The 22,185-nt window shown below is 71.5% G+C and carries 19 protein-coding genes and 1 pseudogene; 9 read left to right on the forward strand and 11 right to left on the reverse strand.

Annotated features, from left to right (window positions below):
* Nucleotides 1-1,090: HNH endonuclease signature motif containing protein (locus IF29_RS0108545; RefSeq protein ID WP_030251878.1), on the forward strand; the 1,090-nt coding region annotated here is incomplete at its 5' end.
* Between the two features lie 38 nt (nucleotides 1,091-1,128).
* Here IF29_RS0108545 and IF29_RS0108550 read toward each other — a convergent pair.
* The 3 genes from IF29_RS0108550 to IF29_RS0108560 form a co-directional block, all read right to left on the reverse strand.
* Nucleotides 1,129-1,659: a hypothetical protein gene (locus IF29_RS0108550; protein WP_037594669.1), complete on the reverse strand. Its 531-nt coding sequence runs from the start codon at nucleotides 1,657-1,659 to the stop codon at nucleotides 1,129-1,131.
* 250 nt (nucleotides 1,660-1,909) lie between these two features.
* Nucleotides 1,910-3,226 carry an MFS transporter gene (locus IF29_RS0108555; RefSeq protein WP_030251882.1) on the reverse strand — a complete coding sequence of 439 codons (1,317 nt, stop codon included), beginning with the start codon at nucleotides 3,224-3,226 and terminating at the stop codon, nucleotides 1,910-1,912.
* Between the two features lie 44 nt (nucleotides 3,227-3,270).
* Nucleotides 3,271-3,912 carry a TetR/AcrR family transcriptional regulator gene (locus tag IF29_RS0108560; protein ID WP_030251884.1) on the reverse strand — a complete coding sequence of 214 codons (642 nt, stop codon included), beginning with the start codon at nucleotides 3,910-3,912 and terminating at the stop codon, nucleotides 3,271-3,273.
* A 325-nt stretch (nucleotides 3,913-4,237) separates the two neighbouring features.
* Between IF29_RS0108560 and IF29_RS0108565 the strand changes: the two genes are divergently transcribed.
* Entirely contained in the window at nucleotides 4,238-6,769 is a 2,532-nt protein-coding gene (locus IF29_RS0108565; protein WP_063757457.1) for a carbohydrate-binding module family 20 domain-containing protein, read from the forward strand.
* A gap of 83 nt (nucleotides 6,770-6,852) precedes the next feature.
* On the opposite strand, the gene IF29_RS0108570 is transcribed toward IF29_RS0108565, so the two are convergent.
* The 3 genes and pseudogenes from IF29_RS0108570 to IF29_RS0108580 all read right to left on the reverse strand — a co-directional run.
* Nucleotides 6,853-7,191, reverse strand: a complete 339-nt coding sequence (locus IF29_RS0108570) for a P-II family nitrogen regulator (protein WP_030251888.1) — start codon at nucleotides 7,189-7,191, stop codon at nucleotides 6,853-6,855.
* Nucleotides 7,188-8,510, reverse strand: coding sequence for an ammonium transporter (locus IF29_RS0108575; protein WP_198037350.1), 1,323 nt, complete (start codon nucleotides 8,508-8,510; stop codon nucleotides 7,188-7,190). Before IF29_RS0108575 ends, IF29_RS0108570 begins: the two co-directional genes overlap by 4 nt.
* A gap of 262 nt (nucleotides 8,511-8,772) precedes the next feature.
* Nucleotides 8,773-9,006: pseudogene (locus IF29_RS0108580) on the reverse strand (chaplin); the annotation flags it as partial.
* A 329-nt stretch (nucleotides 9,007-9,335) separates the two neighbouring features.
* On the opposite strand from IF29_RS0108580, the gene tdh reads away from it, so the two are divergent.
* From tdh to IF29_RS0108610, 6 genes are all read left to right on the forward strand, one after another.
* The gene (gene tdh, locus IF29_RS0108585) at nucleotides 9,336-10,364 is read left to right on the forward strand and encodes an L-threonine 3-dehydrogenase (protein WP_030251896.1); all 1,029 of its coding nucleotides are present in this window, start codon (nucleotides 9,336-9,338) and stop codon (nucleotides 10,362-10,364) included.
* Between the two features lie 56 nt (nucleotides 10,365-10,420).
* Nucleotides 10,421-11,632 (forward strand): glycine C-acetyltransferase, encoded by a 1,212-nt coding sequence (locus IF29_RS0108590; protein ID WP_030251898.1) that lies wholly within the window; start codon nucleotides 10,421-10,423, stop codon nucleotides 11,630-11,632.
* 4 nt (nucleotides 11,633-11,636) lie between these two features.
* Nucleotides 11,637-12,566, forward strand: coding sequence for a LysR family transcriptional regulator (locus IF29_RS0108595; RefSeq protein WP_030251900.1), 930 nt, complete (start codon nucleotides 11,637-11,639; stop codon nucleotides 12,564-12,566).
* A gap of 110 nt (nucleotides 12,567-12,676) precedes the next feature.
* Entirely contained in the window at nucleotides 12,677-12,991 is a 315-nt protein-coding gene (locus tag IF29_RS0108600; protein WP_157623658.1) for a hypothetical protein, read from the forward strand.
* Nucleotides 12,992-13,025: 34 nt separating this feature from the next.
* Nucleotides 13,026-13,697: a TMEM175 family protein gene (locus tag IF29_RS43330; protein WP_051725066.1), complete on the forward strand. Its 672-nt coding sequence runs from the start codon at nucleotides 13,026-13,028 to the stop codon at nucleotides 13,695-13,697.
* 154 nt (nucleotides 13,698-13,851) lie between these two features.
* Nucleotides 13,852-14,469 (forward strand): mycothiol-dependent nitroreductase Rv2466c family protein, encoded by a 618-nt coding sequence (locus IF29_RS0108610; protein WP_030251907.1) that lies wholly within the window; start codon nucleotides 13,852-13,854, stop codon nucleotides 14,467-14,469.
* 40 nt (nucleotides 14,470-14,509) lie between these two features.
* On the opposite strand, the gene IF29_RS0108615 is transcribed toward IF29_RS0108610, so the two are convergent.
* From IF29_RS0108615 to IF29_RS0108630, 4 genes are all read right to left on the reverse strand, one after another.
* Complete coding sequence (locus IF29_RS0108615) at nucleotides 14,510-15,334, reverse strand: MerR family transcriptional regulator (RefSeq protein WP_030251910.1); 825 nt, start codon at nucleotides 15,332-15,334, stop codon at nucleotides 14,510-14,512.
* Nucleotides 15,335-15,371: 37 nt separating this feature from the next.
* Complete coding sequence (locus IF29_RS0108620) at nucleotides 15,372-17,111, reverse strand: peptide-N4-asparagine amidase (RefSeq protein ID WP_030251913.1); 1,740 nt, start codon at nucleotides 17,109-17,111, stop codon at nucleotides 15,372-15,374.
* A gap of 132 nt (nucleotides 17,112-17,243) precedes the next feature.
* Complete coding sequence (locus IF29_RS0108625; RefSeq protein ID WP_030251916.1) at nucleotides 17,244-17,681, reverse strand: nitroreductase family deazaflavin-dependent oxidoreductase; 438 nt, start codon at nucleotides 17,679-17,681, stop codon at nucleotides 17,244-17,246.
* An 87-nt stretch (nucleotides 17,682-17,768) separates the two neighbouring features.
* On the reverse strand, nucleotides 17,769-19,505 hold the full coding sequence (locus tag IF29_RS0108630; protein WP_084713761.1) for an alpha/beta hydrolase: 1,737 nt from the start codon (nucleotides 19,503-19,505) through the stop codon (nucleotides 17,769-17,771).
* A gap of 114 nt (nucleotides 19,506-19,619) precedes the next feature.
* Between IF29_RS0108630 and IF29_RS0108635 the strand changes: the two genes are divergently transcribed.
* Nucleotides 19,620-20,318 (forward strand): CPBP family intramembrane glutamic endopeptidase, encoded by a 699-nt coding sequence (locus IF29_RS0108635; protein ID WP_030251926.1) that lies wholly within the window; start codon nucleotides 19,620-19,622, stop codon nucleotides 20,316-20,318.
* 53 nt (nucleotides 20,319-20,371) lie between these two features.
* On the opposite strand, the gene IF29_RS0108640 is transcribed toward IF29_RS0108635, so the two are convergent.
* Entirely contained in the window at nucleotides 20,372-22,180 is a 1,809-nt protein-coding gene (locus IF29_RS0108640) for an SLC13 family permease (RefSeq protein WP_030251928.1), read from the reverse strand.
* Between the last annotated feature and the right edge of the window lie 5 nt (nucleotides 22,181-22,185).

Below are 22,185 nucleotides of genomic sequence, written 5' to 3' on the forward strand. Positions count from 1 at the left end.
GCAGCCCTCCTCCTTGTCGGCCCACACGGTGGGTGGCGGTGAGGCGATCCAGGCTGCGACCGGGCTGGACTGGTCGACCGGCTGGCGGCAGCAGGTCGCCGAGGAGGGCGCCGGGGTGTCCGGGCGCAACGGCGGGGTGGGCGGGATGCTCACCGACGCCTCAGGGTGTTCGGTGCGGGCCGGTACGCCGGTGTCCTCGCGTACCGCCGTCCTGTCCGATCCGCTGCGCTCGGTGCCGGGCCGGCCGCAGGCGATGCTGGCGGCGCTGGCCGGGCAGGACCAGGAGGCCCTGCGTGCCACCGGCGCGCTGGCCCTGGGCGAGCAGGTGCTGGCCCTGCTGCGGCTGGGCGAGATGCTGGAGGCCGAACTGCTGCGGCGGGTGGCGGTCTTCGACGCCATGGACGGCGCCACCGTGCTGCGTTCACGTTCCACCGGCGGCTTCCTGGCCACCCACGGCCAACTCGCCAGCGCACCCCAGGACCAGGCCCCGGCCGGGTTCCAGTCCTGGGTGAAACTCTCCGCCACCGGAACCACCGACCGCCCGTTCTGGGTCCTGTCCGGCGAACTGGAGGCCCTGGCCGGGGAGCGGCTGCGGACCGCCCTGGAGGCCGCCGCCGGCCCACCGACGACCGAGGACCCGCGCACCGGCGCCCAGCGCCTGGGTGATGCGCTGGCCACCGTGGCCGCACTGGCCCTGAACACCGGCACGCTACCGGTCACCGGCGGCACCCGCCCCCACCTGACCCTGATCGCCGACCTGGACACCCTCACCACCCCCCACCCACACCCCACCCCACGGCGCCTTCACCACCCGCGGACTGCGCCTGGACGGCCCGGCTGCCAACGGCCACCCTCCTGGTGCGAGGGCCACCACGCCATCCACTGGGCCGACGGCGGACCCACCTCCGTCGACAACATCACCCTGCTCTGCCCCGAACACCACCACGACCTGCACACCACCGGCTGGAACCTCACCCGACAACCCAACGGCCACTACACCGCCACCCCACCCCCCAACACCCCCACACCACCCAACACCCGCATCCCCCCACCACCCACCCGGCACAGACACACCACCGCCGCCGCCTAAACAGCCCGATTCTGGAAGCTGGCGCAGTGTGCCTGCCGCTACCGGCAGGCCGCTCGCTGGCGGGCGCCCTCGTGCCCGTAGGCCGCTGTCTCGCTGGTCTGCTTCAGCACTTGGGCCGGTTCGAGTGGGCTGGGCCAGAACTGGAGCAGGTACCGGTCCAATTGCGGCACTCCGGCCGGTCTGTTGTCGGCGATTCTGGCCCGGTCCATTCCGATGGCGCAGTAGCGAACGCGGTAGTCGATCTCTGCGAGATCAAGATCCCATCGTGCTTCGCCTGCCCGCTGCAGCAGTTGCGTCCTCGGCGATGACGGAGTGAACCCGACTTCGACTATCTCCTCCCAGGCCTCGTCGACCGGCGGGCGATCCTGGTGAAGCTCGACGGTGAACCCGACGTCGCCGGTATGAAGTCCAGTCGTCAGCCACAGGGCTCCTGCCTGTGCACCGCCGCAGAGCCCGGCGGCCTGGCCCGCGAACGCCTCCTCAAGTCCTGGAGTGAACCTGTCCTGGTCGCTTTCGACGTAGAGCTGGTGGTAGTGCACGGACACCTCGCCATCGACCAGTACGCGCATTGCGAATGCCCCATTCCGAATCCCGAGTTGATTGGGTACCAAGCATGGCGGGGAGCTCTGACATCACCAGCCGGCCGGATATTCAGCCGCTCACTGCCTGCGAGATCGTTACTCTGCTTCCGGTCGCCTTCATTGACTTCGACACCGCCCATCCGGTTCGCGAGTCTGGGACGCGGCGTACACCGCGAGGGCACGCAGCGGCAGGCCATCCTGCCTTCTCCCGTCACGTCGCAGAGGGCCACGATCGTCGCTACCTCACCGACGCCCGCTGGATCGAGTCCACGTTCGGGTGACGGGCGTCCCGCCCGGGGAGCAGGGCGGCTGGTAGGAGGCCGAGGGCGGCCAGGGCCGAGAGGGTGAGGAGAGTGGGGGTGAGGGTGGTCAGGCCGGCGGCTATGGCGATGCCGAGGGTGGGGCCGAGGTTGTTGGCGGTCTGTTTGAGGCCGCCGACCACTCCGGCGTAGCCGGGTGGGGCGTCGCCGACGACGGTGCCGGTGGCGGTGACCATCACCGTGGTGAAGCCGGCGCCGAGCAGTGCGAAGCAGACGCTGGTGAGCAGCCAGGGACTGGTCGGGCTCTGCCGGGACAGCGCCGCGATTCCGACGGCGACGAGACCGATGCCGCCGATCGCGGTGCGGCGTGGCCCCTGACGGCGGAGCACCGCCGTGGCGAGCGGCGCGCCGGGGATCATCAGCGCGGTCATCGGGATTCCCCACACCACGCTGACCAGGGGGCTCAGCCCGCGGACGTCCTGGAGGAAGAACGTGGTCGCGAACAGGGCCCCGAACAGGCCGCAGCTGGTGGTCAGCAGCATCGCCATCGAGGCCGTCACCGGGACGGACCGGGCCACCGCTCGCGGCACGATGGGATGTTCCGCACGGCGTTCGTGCCGGACGAACGCGGCCGTGAGCCCCGCAGCGGCGGTGAGTCCGAGAACGGTGCGGCCGGCGGTCCACCCGTACCCGGGCACTCCGGCGAGGGCGTGCACCAGTACCGCGAGCGCCGTCGCCAGCAGGGCCGCGCCGGTCAGGTCGAGGCGGGTGGATTCGACGGGTGCCGGCATCGGCACCCGTACGGCGAGGGTGACCAGGGCGATCGCGACGGCGATCGGGATGTTGATCACGAACACCGCGCGCCAGCCCAGTTGGGTGACCAGAACACCGCCCAGCAGGGGGCCGGCCGCGGCGGCCAGTCCGATCGCGCTGGTACGGACGGCGACCGGGCCGGAGAGTCGGTCGGCCGGGTAGGCCAGCCGAAGCAGCGCGAGTGTCGCCGGTTGCAGCAGGGCGCCGCTCACTCCCTGGGCGACGCGCATCGCTGTCACCCAGCCGATGTCCGGTGAGAGCGCGACCCCGGCGGAGGCTGCAGCAAACCCCAGCAGCCCGATCAGCAGCAGCCGTTGGTGGCCGTACCGGTCGCCTAGGTGTCCGGCGATGACCAGCAGTGCGGCCACCGCCAGCAGATAGCCGGTGCTGGTCCACTGGACCTGGGCCACGCTCGCGCCCAGGTCGCGCTGCAGGCTGGGCTGCGCCACGGTCAGGATGGTGCCGTCCAGGGCGACGATCATCGCTCCGCCGGTGCTGGCCAGCAGGGCCAACCGGTGTCGTGGGGTCACCTGTCGGCCGGGCCGAGGTGGGCATCCAGGGCGGCGTTGATCAACAGGTCGAGTGAGTCAGGGTCAGTGCCCGATCCATTGGTGTCCAGGGCGAGTTGCAGGCTCTGCCAGGTCCAGAGCTGGGCGATGCCGTGGAGGTTGGACCACAGCGCTGCGGCGGCCACAGCGGGGGGAGGGGCGGACGGTCGCTCGCTCTCTGCCGTTTGCCGCTCCGAGCGGTGACGGGTGATGAGCTCGACCACGAGCCGGAACTGCGGCAGGGACGACTCCCGCAGACGCGGCCCGTCCGATTCTTGCTTCCTGCTGTCCAGCAGGTCATGACGGAACATCAGCTCGAACATGCCGCGCTGCTCCAGTGCGTAGCCGACGTAGGCCCGGGCGATCGCCTGCACCTGGTCGCGTGCGGAGTCCAGTCCGGCGGTCGCGGCGGCGGAGCGGTTGCCGAGTTCGGCGAAGCCGCGGCGGGCGATGGCCGACAGCAGGGAGTGGTGGGTCGGGAAGTAGCGGCGCGGAGCGCCGTGCGACACCCCCGCCCTGCGGGCGATCTCACGGAGCCCCAGCGCGGCGGTCCCCTCCGTGGTCACCAGCTCCACGCCGACGTCGATCAGCCGTTCCCGAAGCGATCCCTGATGGTCCATGGAGGTTGTCTACCACCGCTCCGTAGACACTGTCTACTTTCTGAGGGCGACTGCAAGCGCGCATGAAATTTTCGAAAGACGTTGAAATTGTTTGCACCCAAGGCTTGACCACCGCCCGTCAGCGGCGGGATCGTCATCTCGCGCAGCCGTCAAGTCCCCAGTGGCCACCGGGGTTGGACGGTCCATCAGGCGCCGTTCGCAGTGAGCTGCGGACGGGCCATTGCGCTTCGTGCGGGCCCGCATGACGACCTTCCCATCCACCCTCCTGGGAGAAGTCACGATGCAGTCGCAGTCATCGCGCAGATCCACGCGCAGATCCATGCCCATGGCACCACCCCCGGAAGGCGGCTCCCGCCGCAACCGCCGTCTCGGTTCGCGCTCGGGCGGCCTGCTGCTGGCCGGCGCCCTGCTCGCCGGCGGACTGCTGCCGGTGGCGCTGGGCGGAGCCGCGCATGCCAGCAGCAGCAACGGCGGTGACGTGATCGCCAACCTCTTCGAGTGGAACTGGACCTCGGTCGCCTCCGAGTGCACCAATGTCCTCGGCCCCAAGGGCTACGGCGCGGTGCAGGTGTCCCCGCCGCAGGACTCCATCCGGCTCTCGGGCAGCACCCACGCCTGGTGGGACGTCTACCAGCCGGTCGGCTACGACCTCAACAGCCGGATGGGCACCGCGGCGCAGTTCCAGGCGATGGTGACGGCCTGTCACAACGCGGGCGTCAAGGTCTACACGGACGCGGTCATCAACCACATGTCCGGCACCGACCAGACCAGCACCGACTCCTACGGCGGCGACAGCTTCAACGTGTCGTCGCGCAGCTACAGCGAGGTCCCCTACACCTCCGCCGACTTCCACAGCTACCCGACCAACTGCCCCAACTCCGACCTGTCGATCAGCGACTGGAACAGCCAGACCCAGGTCCAGGAGTGCGACCTGGAGAACCTGGCCGACCTCTACACGGAGACGGACGACGTCCGCGCCAAGATCGCGGCCTACCTCAACACGCTGATCGCGGACGGGGTCGACGGCTTCCGGGTCGACTCCGCCAAGCACATCGCCCAGGCCGACATGGCCAACATCGAGTCCCGGCTGAACAACACGCTGTGGGGCGCGCGGCCGTTCGTGCTGCAGGAGGTGTATCCGGGCAGCAGCGGCAATCTGGCGCCCGCGGCCTTCGAGAGCAACGGCAGCCTGATCGGCTTCGACTACGCGTACGACATGAAGAGCCAGTTCCAGGGCAGCATCGCCAACCTCAAGACCTTCGGCAGCACCTGGGGCCTGCTGCCGAGTGCGTACGACGGCGCCATGGTCACCAACCACGACACCGAGCGCAACGGCAGCACCCTGAACTACAAGAACGGCACCCAGTACACCCTGGCCACCGAGTTCATGCTGGCCTGGGGCTACGGCACCCCCTCGGTCTACTCGGGCTTCTCCTTCAGCAGCTCGGACGACTCCCCGCCGGCCGACTCCAACGGCTTCGTCACCAACACCGACTGCTCCTCCAGCGCCTGGGTCTGCACCGACCGCAACACCGGCATCGCCAACATGGTCGGCTGGCACAACGCGGCCGGCACGGCGGCCGTCGCCAACTGGTACGACGACGGCTCCAACCTGATCGCCTTCTCCCGCGGCTCCAAGGCCTGGATCGCGATCAACAACGAGAGCACCACGCAGACCAAGACCTTCGCCACCGGTCTGGCCGCGGGTACCTACTGCGACATCATCCACGGCGACTACACCGCCTCGACCGGCGCCTGCTCCGGACCGACGGTGGCCGTCGACAGCTCCGGCAACGCGACGGTGTCCATCGCGGCCGGCGACTCGGTGGCGCTGTACGCGACCACCACCGGTACCAGCACGCCGACCGCTTCGGCGAGTGCCAGCGCGAGCGCCAGTGCCAGCGCCTCGGCGAGTGCCAGCGCGACGGCCACGGCCACCCCCACCTCGACCAGCACCAGCACCAGCAGCTCGACCGTGAACGAGACCTTCACCGTCAGCGGTGCCCCGAGCAGTGCTCCGCTCTACCTCGTCGGCTCCACCAGTGAGTTGGGCAGCTGGGCCCCGGGCAGTGCGATACCGATGACCCAGTCGGGATCGACCTGGACGGTCACCGTCGCCCTGCCGAAGTCCACCGCGATCCAGTACAAGTACATCGCCAAGGACTCGGCGGGCAACGTCACCTGGGAGCCCGGCTCCAACCACAGTGCGACCACCGGTTCGGGCGCCAGCGCCACCCTCACCGACACCTTCAACGGCTCCAGCACCACCGTGGCGGAGACTTTCAACGACACCGCCACCACCTGGTACGGCCAGAACGTCTACGTGGTCGGCTCGATCGCGGCGCTGGGCGGCTGGAACACCGCCAACGCGGTCGCCCTCTCCTCCGCCAACTACCCGACCTGGTCGGCGACGGTGAACCTGCCGTCCAACACGGCCTTCGAGTACAAGTTCATCAAGAAGGACCCGGACGGCACCGTCACCTGGGAGTCCGGCGCCAACCACACGGCGACCACGGGCACCTCGGCGGCCACCCTCAGCAACACCTGGGGGGCCAACGCCACCAGCTCGGTGGGTGTCGTCTTCGACGAGACCAAGTCCACCGTGACCGGCCAGAACGTCTACGTGGTCGGCAGCATCGGCGGGCTCGGCTACTGGGACCCCAACAGCGCGATCCTGCTGTCCTCCAGCAGCTACCCGGTCTGGTCGAAGACCATCAGCATCACGCCGAACACGTACTTCGAGTACAAGTACATCGTCAAGGACGCCGCCGGGAACGTGACCTGGGAGTCGGGCGCCAACCGCAGCTACACCACCGGCAGTTCGGGCACCGTGACGCTGTCGGACACCTGGAAGTAGTACCGACCGCTGGACGCACGGGTGGAGGGTCCGACACCGAGACCGGTGTCGGACCCTCTCGTGCCGGGCGGACCGTCGGACCGTCAGACCGCGTCCGGGCCCTGCTCGCCGGTGCGCACCCGGACCGCCGTCTCTACGGGGACGCTCCACACCTTGCCGTCGCCGACCTTCCCGGTCCGCGCGGCCGCGACGATCGCGTCCATCACCGCGTCCGCCTCGGCGTCCTCGACCAGGACCTCGATCCGCACCTTGGGCACCAGGTCGATGCGGTACTCGGCGCCCCGGTAGACCTCGGTGTGGCCGCGCTGGCGCCCGTATCCGCTGGCCTCGGTCACCGTGAGACCGCGTACACCGACCTCGTTCAGCGCCGTCTTCACCTCGTCCAGTCGGAACGGCTTGATGACGGCGGTGATCAGCTTCATGGGGTGTGGATCTCTCTGTGGTGGCTCGCGGGTCCAGCGAGGGCGCCCTGGTGGATGACGCCGTGATCGTATGCGGTCTCCGCGTGTTCGGCGAGGTCCAGGCCGGAGAGCTCGTGCTCGGCGGGGGCGCGGAAGCCGAGCACCCGGTCGATCAGCTTGCCGATGCCGTAGCTGGCGGTGAACGCGTAGGCCCCGGTGGCCAGTACCGCGACGGCCTGCCGCCAGAGCTGGTCCAGGCCGCCGCCGTACAGCAGCCCCTCGGCGCCGCCGGTCATCACGCTGGTGGCGAAGACCCCGATCAGCACCGTCCCGGCGATGCCGGCGACCAGGTGCACGCCGACGACGTCCAGCGAGTCGTCGTAGCCGAAGCGGAACTTCCAGGACACCGCGTAGGAGCAGAGCACACCCGCGACCGCTCCGATCACCAGGGCCCCGAGCAGGTCCACCGATCCGCAGGACGGGGTGATGGCGACCATGCCGGCCACCGCCCCCGAAGCGGCGCCGAGGGTGGTGGCGTGACCGTCCCTCAGCTTCTCGGTCAGCAGCCAGCCCAGCAGTCCGGTGCAGGCGGCCGCCTGGGTGTTCAGCAGTGCGGCCGCGGCCAGGCCGTTGGCGCCGAGCGCGGAGCCGGCGTTGAAGCCGAACCAGCCGAACCAGAGCAGCCCGGCGCCCAGCAGCACCAGCGGCAGGTTGTGCGGACGCATCGCCTCCCGGCGGAAGCCCAGGCGCGGGCCCAGGACCAGGGCCAGGGCCAGCCCGGAGGCGCCGGAGTTCACCTCGACCACCGTGCCGCCGGCGAAGTCCAGGGCGTGCAACTGCGCGTTGATCCAGCCGCCGGGCGCGAACACCCAGTGCGCCACCGGGACGTACACCACCAGCGTCCAGACCAGGACGAAGACCACCCAGGCCGCGAACCTGGCCCGGTCCGCGACGGCGCCGCTGATCAGCGCGGCGGTGATGATCGCGAAGGTCAGCTGGAAGGTCGCGTAGAGCAGGGTGGGGACGCTGCCGGTGAGCGAGGACGGGGTGATCCCGGCCATCCCCAGGTGGTCCAGGCTGCCGATCAGGCCGAGCCCGCCGAGGTCGCGGCCGAAGGCCAGGCTGTAGCCGGCCAGCAGCCACACCACGGTGACCAGGGCGATCGAGACGAAGCTCATCATCAGCATGTTGAGCACGCTCTTGGTGCGCACCATGCCGCCGTAGAAGAGGGCGAGCCCCGGGGTCATCAGCAGCACCAGCGCGGTGGCGACGAGCAGCCAGGCGGTGTCGCCGGCGTCGAGGGCGGGAGGGGCGGCGGCGAGCAGGGCAGGGGTGGTCACGCTGGCGATGGTTGCCGGGGCAGATTTCCGGTTGCGTACGGGTGTGTTTCACCGGCGTTTCGCATTGCCGGGAGATGTCCTGAAGGCTTCCGTGCCGTTTCGGTTTCCTCACCGATTCCGCGCCTCCGGCACGGGTGGGCCGGATGGCGGCGCCCGCGGTGCGGGTGGGTCACCCGGACGCGTGAACCCCCGGCACCGTGGCGGTGCCGGGGGTTCACGCGTCGCCCGCGGGCGCGGGGTGGTGCGGGGCGGTTCAGCCCCAGTTGGCGCACTCGTTGCCGAAGGCCGGGTTGAGCACGCCGATGACGTTGACGCTGTCACCGCAGACGTTCACCGGGACGTGCACCGGAACCTGGATCAGGTTGCCGGAGCCGACGCCGGGGGAGCCGACAGCGGCGCCCGCCGCCGTGCTGGAGGCGGAGGCGACACCCGCGCCGGCGGCGAGCAGACCGAGAGCGGCGGCGGCGACGAAGGTGCTGCGCTGGTGGTTCACGATGGGACCCTTTCGAGCGACGGAGACTGAGCGAGCCGATCGGGACACGAGGCTCTGCACCTCCAACGCCGCGCCCGCCCGCCGGGCAACGCCGGGAGGCCGGGCATCACCCGAACGCGTGGCGCGACCGGCCCGTGGTCCGGCCGCCGACCGGCCGGGGCACCGACCGCCGCCGATCGCGGGCGCGGCCGGATCGGGGCACCATGAAGCTCCGGTGGAGGCGTGCTTAAGAAAGCCTCGATGGACCTGCGGCGGGGCGGGCGGGCAGGGTTTGTCAGCGTCGGCCGCACTCGCCGCCGGCGTACGTCGTCGCACCTCAGGAGGCTCCCGCCGTGAAAGCACTGGTAAAGGCGAAGGCGGAGCCGGGGCTGTGGCTGATGGACGTGCCGGAGCCCGAGGTCGGCCCCGGCGAGGTGCTGATCAAGGTGCTGCGCACCGGTATCTGCGGGACCGACCTGCACATCCGTGCCTATGACGGCTGGGCGCAGCAGGCCGTGCGGACCCCGCTGGTGCTGGGCCACGAGTTCGTCGGCGAGGTCGTCGAGGTGGCCCCCGGGGTCGCCGACGTCGCGCCGGGCGACCTGGTCAGCGGCGAGGGACATCTGGTCTGCGGCAAGTGCCGCAACTGCCTGGCCGGCCGGCGCCACCTGTGCCGCAGCACGGTGGGCCTGGGCATCGGCCGGGACGGCGCCTTCGCCGAGTACCTCACCCTGCCGGCCTCCAACGTCTGGGTGCACCGGGTGCCGGTGGACCTGGACGTCGCGGCGATCTTCGACCCGTTCGGCAACGCGGTGCACACCGCGCTGTCCTTCCCGCTGGTGGGCGAGGACGTGCTGATCACCGGGGCGGGCCCGATCGGCATCATGGCGGCGGCGGTCGCCCGGCACGCCGGGGCCCGCAAGGTGATGATCACCGACGTCAGCCCGTACCGGCTGGAGCTGGCCGAGAAGGTCGGTGTCAGCCTGGCCCTGGATGTGAGTACCGCCACCATCGAGGAGGGGCAGCGGCGGCTGGGGCTGCGCGAGGGCTTCGACGTCGGGCTGGAGATGTCCGGCCGCCCCGAGGCGCTGCGCGACATGATCGCCAACATGACCCACGGCGGGAAGATCGCCATGCTGGGGCTGCCGGCCGAGGAGTTCCCGGTCGACTTCGCCCGCATCGTCACCTCGATGATCACCCTCAAGGGCATCTACGGCCGGGAGATGTTCGAGACCTGGTACGCCATGTCGGTGCTGCTGGAGGGCGGGCTCGACCTCAGCCCGGTGATCACCGGCCGCTACGGCTACCAGGACTTCGACGCCGCCTTCGACGACGCGGCCGGCGGACGCTGCGGCAAGGTCATCCTCGACTGGACCGCGTGACCTGACCGCACTTCCCCGGCAACCCTCCGTACCCAGATCCAAGGAGTGACCCCAGAATGCTCGACTCGGTCCGCGCGGACCTCCGCGCCACCCTCGACGAGATCCGCTCCGCGGGGCTGCACAAGCCCGAGCGGGTCATCGGGACCCCGCAGAGCGCGTCGGTCGACGTCACCGCGGGCGGGCGCCCCGGCGAGGTGCTGAACTTCTGCGCCAACAACTACCTGGGTCTGGCCGACAACCCCGAGGTGGTGGCCGCGGCCAAGCAGGCGCTGGACCGCTGGGGCTACGGCATGGCCTCGGTCCGCTTCATCTGCGGCACCCAGGAGGTGCACAAGGAGCTGGAGGCCCGGCTGTCGCGCTTCCTGGGCATGGAGGACACCATCCTCTACAGCTCCTGCTTCGACGCCAACGGCGGCGTCTTCGAGACCCTGCTGGACGAGCGCGACGCGGTGATCTCCGACGCGCTCAACCACGCCAGCATCATCGACGGCATCCGGCTCTCCAAGGCCCGCCGCTTCCGCTACGCCAACCGCGACATGGCCGACCTGGAGCAGCAGCTGAAGGAGGCCGGGGACGCCCGCCGCAAGCTGGTCGTCACCGACGGCGTCTTCTCCATGGACGGCTACGTGGCGCCGCTGGAGCAGATCTGCGACCTGGCGGAGCGCTACGGCGCCATGGTGATGGTGGACGACTCGCACGCGGTCGGCTTCGTCGGCCCCGGCGGGCGCGGCACCCACGAGCTGCACGGGGTGATGGACCGGGTGGACATCCTCACCGGCACCCTGGGCAAGGCCCTCGGCGGCGCCTCCGGCGGCTATGTCGCCGCCCGCGCCGAGATCGTGGCGCTGCTGCGGCAGCGCTCCCGGCCCTACCTGTTCTCCAACTCGCTGGCCCCGGTGATCGCGGCCGCCTCGATCACCGTCCTGGACCTGCTGGAGGACGACAGCGCCGACGGGCTTGGCGCCGGGCTGCGGAGCCGGCTCTACGCCAACACCGAGCTGTTCCGCCGCCGGATGACCGAGGAGGGCTTCGAGATCCTGCCCGGCGACCACCCGATCGCCCCGGTCATGGTCGGCGACGCCGAGCAGGCCGGACGGATCGCCGAGCAGCTGCTGGAGCACGGTGTCTACGCGGTCGGCTTCTCCTACCCGGTGGTGCCGCACGGCAAGGCCCGGATCCGGGTCCAGCTGTCGGCCGCCCACTCGGCCGAGGACGTCGAGCACGCGGTGGGGGCATTCGTGATGGCTCGGGCATCCCTGGCAAAATGACCGGGTGATCGACACCCGGCGGCTGCGCACCCTGCGGGCCGTGGCGGACCACCGGACGGTGACCGCCGCGGCCGCCGCGCTGTATCTGACCCCGTCCGCCGTCTCCCAGCAGCTGGCCGCGCTGGAGCACGAGGTCGGCCACCAGCTGCTGGTGCGCGACGGCCGCGGGGTCCGGCTGACCGCCGCCGGGGAGATCCTGGTGGCGCACAGCAACACCGTGCTGGCCCAGCTGGAGCGGGCCGAGGCCGAGCTGGCCGCCTACAGCGCGGGCGACGCGGGCGAGGTCACCGTGGCCTCGTTCGCCACCGGTATCGCCGCGGTGGTGGCGCCGGCGATGACGGCGCTGGGGGTGTCCGACCCCGGCATCCGGATCCGGGTGCGGGACGCCGAGGGCGACGCCAGCCTGATGATGGTGCTGGACGGGCACGCGGACCTGGCGGTGGCCGTCGAGTACCGGGGGGCTCCGCGCGAGGACGACCAGCGGCTGTCCCGGGTCCCGCTGTACGCGGAGCCGTTCGACGCGGTGCTGCCCCGAGGCCACCGGCTGGCCGGCGGCGAGCGGGTCGACGTCGCCGATCTCGCCGACGAGCCCTGGATCGGCCCCTACCCGGGCAACCCCTGCCATGAGGTGGTCATGCTGGCCTGCGAGTTCGCCGGCTTCCAGCCCCGGGTGACGCACTCCTCGGACGACTTCAGGGCTGTCGCCGCGCTGGCCGGGGCGGGGGCCGGGGTGGCTCTGGTGCCGCGTTCGGCGCTGCGCGGGGTGGACCTGCCGGAGGTGGTGGTGCTGCCGGTGGCCGGGGATCCGGCGACCCGGCGGGTCTTCGCCGCGGTCCGGCGCGGGGCGGAGCAGCATCCGCTGATCCGCCCGGTCCTGGACGCCCTGCGCTCGGCCGCCGACCGGGTCCGGCCGGCCGGACCGCTCGGTCCGTAGCGCGCGGTCCGTAGCGCTTGCCGCAGTCCGCAGGTGGCCTGATTCCGCCGGTGACGCCCGCCCGCTCGCTACTGTGGAGCAAGGAGCTCGACAGACGGGGGAGGGGTTCCATGAGGCGTGCTGTGCTGGTGCCTGTGCTGTTGGGAACGGTCCTGCTCGGAGGCGGCGTGCTCGCCGGCTGTTCCGACTCGGGGGACGTGGGCTGCGCGGGCGGAAGCTGCCATCTGACGTTGAAGGAGGGCGAGAGCCTCACCTTGAACGGCCAGAAGTTCACCATCGACCGGATCGACAACGACCATGTCACCTTCGACTCGCACGGTGTCAGTTTCGTGCTGAACAAGAACACCGACCTCGGCCTCGGCCGCTACCACCTGCACCTGGGCGGCATCAGCGGGGCCTCGGCCAGCGTCGACATGACCAAGTGACGGTGCGGCAGATCACCGTGCGATAGTGTCCGCCATGAACACGCTGACCGAGGACCAAGTCAACGAACGCGCGACCGGACGGCTCTTCGGGCTGTCCGACGGCGTGTTCGCGATCGCGATGACGCTGCTCGCCTTGGACCTGCGCGTTCCCGACGAGGGCGACCGTCCGGCCGACCACGTCCTGGTCCATGCACTGCTGCACGAGTGGCCGCACTACCTGGCGTTCCTGATCAGTTTCTATGTGATCGCCAGCTACTGGCGCCGCCACAACACCGAGATGCGTACCGTGCAGGCCACCCACCCGGCGCTGCTGGCACGCACCCTGCCGCTGCTGCTGGCGGTGTGCGCACTGCCCTTCGCCGCCGAACTGCTGGGCACCTACGGCGGGCAGGACGGGATCGCGATCGCCGTCTACGCCGGGATCAACGTCCTTGCCGTGGTCTCGCTGCTGACGATCCGTCACGAGGCCCGGCGGCACCGGCTCTCCGCTGACGCCGGAACGACCGCGGACAGCCTGGAGCTCTGGTTCGACCTGGTTGCCCTGCTGCTGGCCGTCCCCGCGGGCTACCTCTTCCCCGGCCACGGAGTGCTGGTCCTGGTCGTGCTGCTGCTCGTCGGCGGCCGGGGCGGCTCCTACGCGACCCGCCGCCGCGCCGCCCGGGAGGCGGCGCCCCGCCCCGTCTCCCCGCAGGACCCGGACGCCTGATCGGGACGCCTGATCCGGGCGCCTGGTCCGGACGGAATTGGCCCAGCGGATCATGCCCCCATTGGCCCTGCTGGGCGGATCAATGGGTGACTAACGTGGTTCCTGTCAGCAACTGCGACAGCTAACGCCTGAGATGTCGAGAGGAACCACGGTCATGACCCGAACCGAGACGCCCGCCAAGGTCGACTTCTACTTCGACGCCGCCTGCCCGTTCGCCTGGATCACCTCGCGGTGGATCCTGGAGGTGCGCGGGCTCAGGGATTTGGAGCTCCGGTTCCGGCCGATGAGCCTGTACGTGCTCAACGAGGGCCGCGAGCTGCCGGACTGGTACCGGGAGCTGGTGGACAACTCGCTGGCGATGGCCCGGATCGTGACCGCCGCCGGGCAGGAGCACGGCGAGCAGGTGTACGAGGACCTCTACACCGCCCTCGGGACCAGGATCCACAAGGGCGGCGACAAGGACTACCGCGCGGTGGCCGCCGCGGCGCTGGCCGAGGTGGGGCTGCCGGCCGGGCTGCTCGCCGCGGCCGACAGCGACGCCTACGACGAGGAGCTGCGCCGCAGCCACCACCAGGGCATGGACCCGGTCGGCGAGGACGTCGGGACGCCCACCATCCACATCGACGGCGTGGCCTTCTTCGGTCCCGTGCTCAACTCCATCCCGCGCGGCGAGCAGGCGGCCAGGATCTTCGACGGGGCCCGGGCGCTGGCCGGTTTCCCGGACTTCTTCGAACTGAAGCGCACCCGCACCGGCAGCCTGAACTTCGACTGACCGGCCGACCGGCCCTCGACCGGCCCTCGACCGGCCGTCGTCAGGCCCCGACCACCGGGGCCTGCAGTTCGGCCACCCACTCGTCCGGATCCTCCGAGTAGTTCAGCGTGATCTCCCGGGCGTGCTGGCGGAACCGGTAGCCGTGGGCCTCGGCCCAGCGGGCCAGCAGTTGGCTGGTGGCCAGCACCCGGTCCATCGAGCCGCGGTGCACGATGGTCGCGGCCTGCTCCACGGCGGGCAGGGTGACCACCTGGAAGCCGGGGCCGCCGGTGACCCCGGCGGCGACCGGGAGGCCGGCGTGCACGACGACCTCCGCGCCGAGGGCCTCGGAGGTCTCGTAGTACACGGTGCTCGGGCCGACCGGGGTGACCCCGGCCGCCTCGGTCTGTGCGCACAGCTCGTCGAACAGCCGGTTGACCACCGGGCCGATGGCGGTCGGGTCGAAGCTCGCGGCCGTTCCGCTCAGCTCCGCCAGCCGCAGTGCGGGCAGGCGCTTGATGACGACGTCTTCCTCGGGCATGGCACCCTCATTCTCGATCGACCGGAGCCTCGCCTCGACCTGGACCAGGTTCGACGCCGCCTCGGCGACGGCCGCCTCCAGCTCGGCCCGCCGCAAGCGCAGCATCCCGCGCAGCTCCTGGGCGCTGACGTCCTCGTCGAGGATGGTCTGCACCTGCTGCAGCGTGAAGCCGAGGTCCTTCAGCGCGACGATCCGGTTGAGCCGGGACAGCTGCGCCGCCTCGTAGAAGCGGTAGCCGCTGGACCGGTCCACCCGGGCCGGCCGCAGCAGGCCGATGGCGTCGTAGTGCCTGAGCATGCGGATCGACACCCGTCCGTGCCCGGCGAAGTCTCCGATGGTGAACATGATGCTCTCGAGGTTCGGCCCTCACACGGTGTGAGGGTCAAGGGCGGACCGCCTCCAGTGTCCCCCAGTCGCATCGGGACTGCCGGTCCGCGGTCACATAGCCGTGGGCTGCGGCGATGCTGTGGTCGTAGCAGCCGCCGGTGTCGGTGCTGCCCAGGTAGTGCTCGGAGTCGGTGCCGTCGGCGGCGGTGGTGACGCCGGCGGTGCGGGCCAGGGTGCCGGTGGCGTCGACCCGGTCGTCGGTGACGGCGGTGGGCCGCCAGCCGGCGCCGGTGCGGACGCTGTCGACCAGGATCCGGCCCTGGGAGACGGTGGCGGAGAGCGAGTAGTTGTCGCCGTCGGTGTAGAGCGGGACGTCGGAGTCCACCGTGACCGGGTACGACCAGGCGTGCCGGACGGTGCTGTCCCGGCGGCCCGGGCCGGCGGTGGTGGTCGTGGTGGTGCCGTACTCCTGCTGGGTCATCAGCTGCCGCTGCCCGGCCGAGGAGACCGCGTCGCTGTTGCTGTAGACGGCGTGCTGGGAGACGGTGGTGACGATCCGTCCGTGCGAGGTCTGCAGCCAGCCGCTGGTCCGCCAGTCGCGCTGGGCGGTGGTGCGGACCTCGGTGGTGTCGCCGCTGCCGGCGGTCTCGGTGGTGGCGACGGCGGGGGAGAGCCCCAGGGTGTCGCTGCTGAGCGCGCCGTGGGTGCTCGCCGCGCCGTGGTCGGTGTCCAGGAACAGGGTGCCGTCCACGGTCCAGGTGTCGGCGGCGCCGTAGGGGGTGATGGTGAAGGTGTGCGGCCTGCCGTCGACCAGGGTGCTGGCGAAGGGGGTCAGGTCGATGTCGTAGGCCTGGGTGACGAACTGGTCCACCGCCGGGATCGGCCGCCACAGCGTCGGCACGATGCCGCCCGAGTAGACCACCGGGTAGGGCTGGGCGATCCCGGCGGGCCTGCCGTCAACGGAGACCTGCACCTCGCGGTAGGAGCCGCCGCCGCACAGGTAGTCCGGGTACTTCGCGGCGAGGTCCGACGGGACCGAGTCGAACCACTGCTCGTCGCAGCCGCCGCCCCGGGCGTAGACCTCCAGCTGCACGCCGGTGAGGTTGCGGGGCAGGGTGACGGTCCTGGTCGCGGACTGCCCCGGGCCGAGGGAGTACCAGCTCGCGGCGGAGCCGCTCCCGGCCGGGGTGGAGTCGGACAGCGGCAGTACCTGGTCGGCGGTACGCGCGGCCGGGTGGCTGCGGTCGGCCTGGTAGTAGGTCAGCGTCAGCTTCATGTGGTAGACGCCGGTGTAGGTGGCGTTGACCACGTTGCCCAGCGAGACGGCCAGCGGCTGGGCGGTGCGCAGCAGCGGGATGAAGCTGCTGACGTCCTTCTCCAGGTGCCAGCTGATCCCGGCGGCGGTGGGCTCCGGCGTGCTGGTGCGCAGCACCTCGGCACCGCCGATCCAGACCCCGGCCAGCCGGTCGTACTGGCGTCCCTGCACGCTGCCGGACCAGTCCAGCACGACCTTGCTCCACGGCCCGGGGCAGTCGGCGGGCGGGGTGACGGTGCCGGTGTAGGGCGGCGAGCTGATGGTGTTGCCGAAGTCGTTCTGCATCACCGTCACCGTGCAGTGCGGTGTCGGCGGACGGCTCACCGGTGGCAGGGCGGTAACCGGGTTCTGGTACCCGGTCTCGATCGGCGCGTCGGCGGCGACCGCCGTTCCGGTCCCCGCCCCCAGCGCGGTCGTCACCAGCAGGACGGCGGCGCCGCCCAGCACTCCGAGTCCGTGCAGCAGGCCCCTTGCTCGCATCCGACTGCCCTCCGCCGATCATGACCAGGTCCTCGGAGGACCATGCACCCAATGACAGTGCATGCACAAGAGGGCGGTCCGGGCGGCCGCTGCGAGCGGGGCCTGCGCGGACGGAGCCTATGCCGACGTGAGCTATGCCGACGGGGTCAGCACGAGGACCGGGATCACTCGGTCGGTCTTCTTCTGGTAGTCGGCGTAGTCCGGGTAGGCCTCGACGGCGCGCGCCCACCACTCGTCGCGCTCCGCGCCAGTGACCTCACGGGCCGTCATGTCCTGGCGCACCGGGCCGTCCTGGAGCTCGACCAGGGGGTTGGCGGTGATGTTGTAGTACCAGACCGGGTGGGTCGGGGCGCCGCCCTGGGAGGCGACCACGGCGTAGCTGCCGTCGTGCTCCACCCGCATCAGCCCGCTCTTGCGGATCTTCCCGCTCTTCGCCCCCTTGGAGGTCAGGATGACCACCGGCATGCCGCGCAGGGTGGTCCCCTCGGTGCCGCCGGAGCTCTCGTAGAGCTCCACCTGGTCGCGTACCCACTTCGACGGGCTGGGTTCGTACTCACCCTCAAGAGGCATGTCAGTCCACTCCGTTGTCGATACTGTGCTGCTGCCATCATGGTCCGTCCGCCGACGAACCGCGGCAACCGACCCGCCAGTGCGGCGTCAGGCCTGCCCCAGCAGGGCCTCCAGCCTTGCGGTCTCCGCCGCGGTCCAGCCGGGCGGCTGGGCGACGGCGGCCCAGCCGGCGACGGGCAGGGTGCCGAAGCGGTGGCCGTGGCCGACCGGGACGCTGTCGGCGCCCAGCATGTCGCAGGTGACCTGCCAGAAGGTGACGAAGGGGTACCACTGCATACCGCCGGTCACGTCGGGTGCGCGCGGACCCACCAGCCAGCCGGGGCGGTGCACGATCAGGTGCGGGGTCCACCAGGTGATCGGGTCCCCGCCGTTCTGCAGGTAGAGCACCCTGGGGCCGGGCCACGGGTTGGCAGGCCTGCCGAAGTCGGCGGCGACCTGGCCCCAGCGCACCTTCTGCCCCTGCTGGTAGATCGGCAGCCACATCGGGCTGCCGCTGTCACGGCCGTTGGTGACGGTCTGCCAGAGCGGGTTGTCGGCGGTCGGGCCCAGCAGCAGGGCGCCGCCGGCCCGGGCGGTCAGCTCGTCGAGGCTGCCGTCGAAGGCCCGTTCGGTGGCGTAGGAGCCCAGGCTCTCGCCGGCCAGCAGCAGCTTCGGGCGGGTGGCGGCGGGCAGCGAGGACCACTCGGCGTAGACGGCGTCGAACAGGGCCCGGCCGGCGTGCGCCGCCTCGTCCTCGGTCAGCACCGACACGAAGCTGGGCAGGTAGGAGTACTGGATGGCGACCAGCGCGCTGTCGCCGTCGTACATGTACTCCAGCGGGTTGGCGAGGTTCTGGTTCACCCAGCCGCTGCCGGTGGTGCTGATCACCGCCAGCACCTTGCGCTTGAAGGCGCCGGTCCGCTGCAGTTCGGCGACCGCGAGCCGGGCCCGCTCGGCCAGCGTCGGCGCGGCCCGCAGCCCGACGTAGACCCGGACCGGGTCCATGGCGGGCTGGCCGCTGAAGGCGGTCAGCTGGGCCCGGGTGCGGGCCTGGCCGACGAAGTCGCGGCCCTTGGCCCCCAGGCTGCCCCAGGACTCCAGCGAGGACGGACTGCCGGAGAGGGTGGGCAGGGTGGGCTGGACGATGCCGGGTGACGTGGAGTCATTGGCCAGCCTGGCGCTGCTCTCCAGGACGCTGAGCACCCCGCGCTGCAGGAAGCCCTGGCCCAGGCCGATCACCAGCACGGTCACCACCACCACCGCGCAGGCGGCCGCCAGTCTCGGCGGGAGGATCCGGCCGAGGCCGCGCGCCGCGGCGTGGGTGGCCAGCCGCAGCGAGCGGCCGATCACCACCAGCAGCGCGCAGAGCAGCACCGCGATCGGGGGCACCAGCGCCCACAGCCACCAGGTGACCCGGGGGTCCATGCCGACCGCGCGGCGCGAGTCGCCCTGCCAGGTCACGCTCCACGCGGTGGTGACCACCACGGCGACCGGGGCCGCCACGCCCAGCGCCCACCAGGCGGCGTGCCGCAGCCGCTCGGAGGGGGTGAACCAGATCCGGACCACCCGGGCGATCAGCGCGCCGAGCGCGTAGCCGATGGTGGCGGTGACCGCCGCCGCCAGCACCTGCAGCCACCAGGGCCGGGGCAGCAGCGAGGGGGTGAAGGAGAGCCAGTAGAAGACGGTCGCGGCCAGCAGCCCGCCCCAGTCCGGACCCTGACGCACGATCGGGCGACGGCGCTGCGCGGCCCGGTGCGCCCCGGGCGGCGGCTCGGCGGGGGGTTCGGAAGAGGACGGGGCGGGGGGTTCGGCAGGGGGCTGCTCTTCGGGCACCTGCTGCGACATGTGTCGACTGTAGGTGGTTTCATCCATATTTGACCGATCTGCTCCGCGTGTTGCACCCCCGGGTCCCTTCGTTCGGGGCAGCATCGGACTCCTCCGACCTGCCAGGGGGCATCCGTGCGCGACATCGCCGCGCTCAGCGCCGCAGTGGTGCTGCTGGTGCTGACCAATCTGGTCAACAACCGCTGGCTGCCGGCCTGGGGCCTGCTCACCGCGGTGGTCGTGGTCGCCCTGCTGCTGGGCATCGCCCACTGGGCCGGCGGCGCCCTCGAACTGGTCGGGCTGACCCGGGCCGGCTTGCCGCGCGGCGCCCGCTGGGCACTGGTGATCATCGGGATCGTCGCCGCCGTCTACCTGGTCGGCGCGCTGTTCCCGCCGACCCGCGGGCTCTTCGCCGACCAGCGCACCGACTCGCTGAGCGGCGGTCAGGTCGCGCTGCGGGTGCTGGTCAAGGTGCCGCTGGGTACGGTGCTGCTGGAGGAGGTGGCCTTCCGCGGGGTGCTCTACGGGCTGCTGCTGCGGATCCGCGGGGTCTACTGGGCGACCGGGGTGTCCTCGCTGCTCTTCGGGCTGTGGCACATCCTGCCCTCGCTCCACCTGGCCAGCGACAAGCCGGCCCTCGGCTCGCTCTTCGGACACTCGGTGTTCGGCGCGGTGCTGGCGGACGCCGGTGCGGTGCTGTTCACGGCGGCGTCCGGGGTGGTCTTCTGCGAGCTGCGCCGGCGCAGCACCAGCCTGCTGGCCCCGATGGGGCTGCACTGGGCCACCAACGCCCTCGGCTACGTCTCCGCCTACCTGCTCGGCGGCCTGGTCTAGCCGCCGGGCCCGGTCCAGGGGCCGGGCCCGATCTCCAAGGGCGGAGGGGCAGGTCAGAACCTCCAGACCAGCGGGACCAGGCCGATGGTGACGGCCAGGTACCAGAGCAGGATCGGCGCGCCGAACTTCCAGTAGTCGCCGAAGCGGTAGCCGCCCGGACCCAGCACCATCAGGTTGGCAGCGGTGGCCACCGGGGTCAGCAGCGCGGCCGCGGCCGCGGTCGCCACGCACATCAGCAGCGGCAGCGGTGATACCGCCGCGTCATGGGCCGCGGAGACGGCGATCGGGGTGACGATCAGTGCGGTCGCCATGTTGCTGATGAACTGGCCCAGCACCGAGGTGAGCACGAAGATGCCGAGCAGCAGCAGATAGGGGCTGCCGCTGGCCGCGTCGACCACCACCCGGGCGATCTCGTCGCCGGCCCCGGACTGCTGCAGCGCGACCGAGAGCGGGAACATCCCGCCGACGATCACCACCGTGGTCCAGGAGACGCCCTGGTAGGCGTCGTCCACCCGGACCACCCGGCAGACCACGATGGCCAGCGCGGCCAGCAGCCCCGCCACCGGCGCCGGCACCGCGCCGGTGGCCAGCAGCACCACCATCGCGCCCAGCACGGCCAGCGCACGCCAGGCGTCCGGGCCGAGCCCGGTGCCCTGGCGGCGCAGCTCCGCGGGCTGGTCCACCACCAGCAGGTCCCCGCGCCGGCTGGTGCGGTCCACGGCCTGCCAGGAGCCCTGCAGCAGCAGGCTGTCGCCGGCCTGGACGGTGCACGGGGCCGGGCCGGTGTCCCGGCCCCTGCGTCGGGCGGTGATGATCACCAGCTCGCCGTCGGCGCTGTTCATGCCGGGGAACAGGGTGCTGCCGATCAGCGGCGACCTGGGGCTCACCACCACCTCGACCAGGCCGGTGTCCCGGTTGAGCAGCACATCGGCGAGATGGTCCCGCAGCGGTGGCGGCAGCGGCTGCAGCCCGGTCCCGGCGGCGAAGGCGTCGACGAGTTCCGGGGCGCCGCGCAGGATCAGCACGTCGCCGGACTCCAGCGGTGCGTCGCCCCGGGAGTCGTGGCCGTCGGCGGTCAGCGCGCCGACGACGACCACACCGTCCGGGGCCCGGGTGTTGAGGTCGGCCGGCAGCGTGCCGACCAGTTCGCTGCCGGCCGGCAGTTGCAGGCTGGCCGCGTCCTCGGCCAGACCGTAGTGGGACACCAGGGTGTGGGCGTGCCGGCTGAGGTCGGCGGGCATCGCGGCGGGCTGCCGCAGCGGCAGCAGCCGCGGCCCCAGCAGCACCGCGATCGCCACGGTGCCTGCCAGCACCGGCACACCGACCAGGGCGAACTGGACGAAGCCGAAGGACCCGGCCCCGGCCTCGTCGGCCGCCTCGGAGACGATCAGGTTGATCGGCGAGCCGATGAGCAGCAGCAGCGATCCGGCGTGCGCGGCGAAGGCCAGCGGCATCACCAGCCGCGAGGGGGCCTGGCCCTGTTGCACCCCCAGCAGCACCACCAGCGGCAGCAGCGCGGCCACCGAGCCGTTGACCGTGATCAGCGCGGCCAGTCCGGCGGCCAGCACCATGGTCGCCACCAGCAGCCGGCGCCGGCCGGAGCCGACCACGTCGGCCAGCCGGCGTCCGGCCCAGGCGGTCAGTCCGGTGCTCTCCAGGGCGGTGCTGACCACGAACAGCGCGGCGACGAAGAGCACCACCGGGTCGCCGAACCCGGCGAAGACCTGACCGGACGTCAGCAGTCCGGTGGCGTAGCACACGAGCGCCGAGCCCAGGGCCACGACCTCCACCGGGAGGCGGTTCCACACGAACAGTCCCACCACCACGACCAGGATCACCAGGCACAGCGTCGCGTCGCTCACGGCGG

This window comes from Streptacidiphilus jeojiense (genome assembly GCF_000719095.1).
GTDB lineage: Bacteria > Actinomycetota > Actinomycetes > Streptomycetales > Streptomycetaceae > Streptacidiphilus > Streptacidiphilus jeojiensis.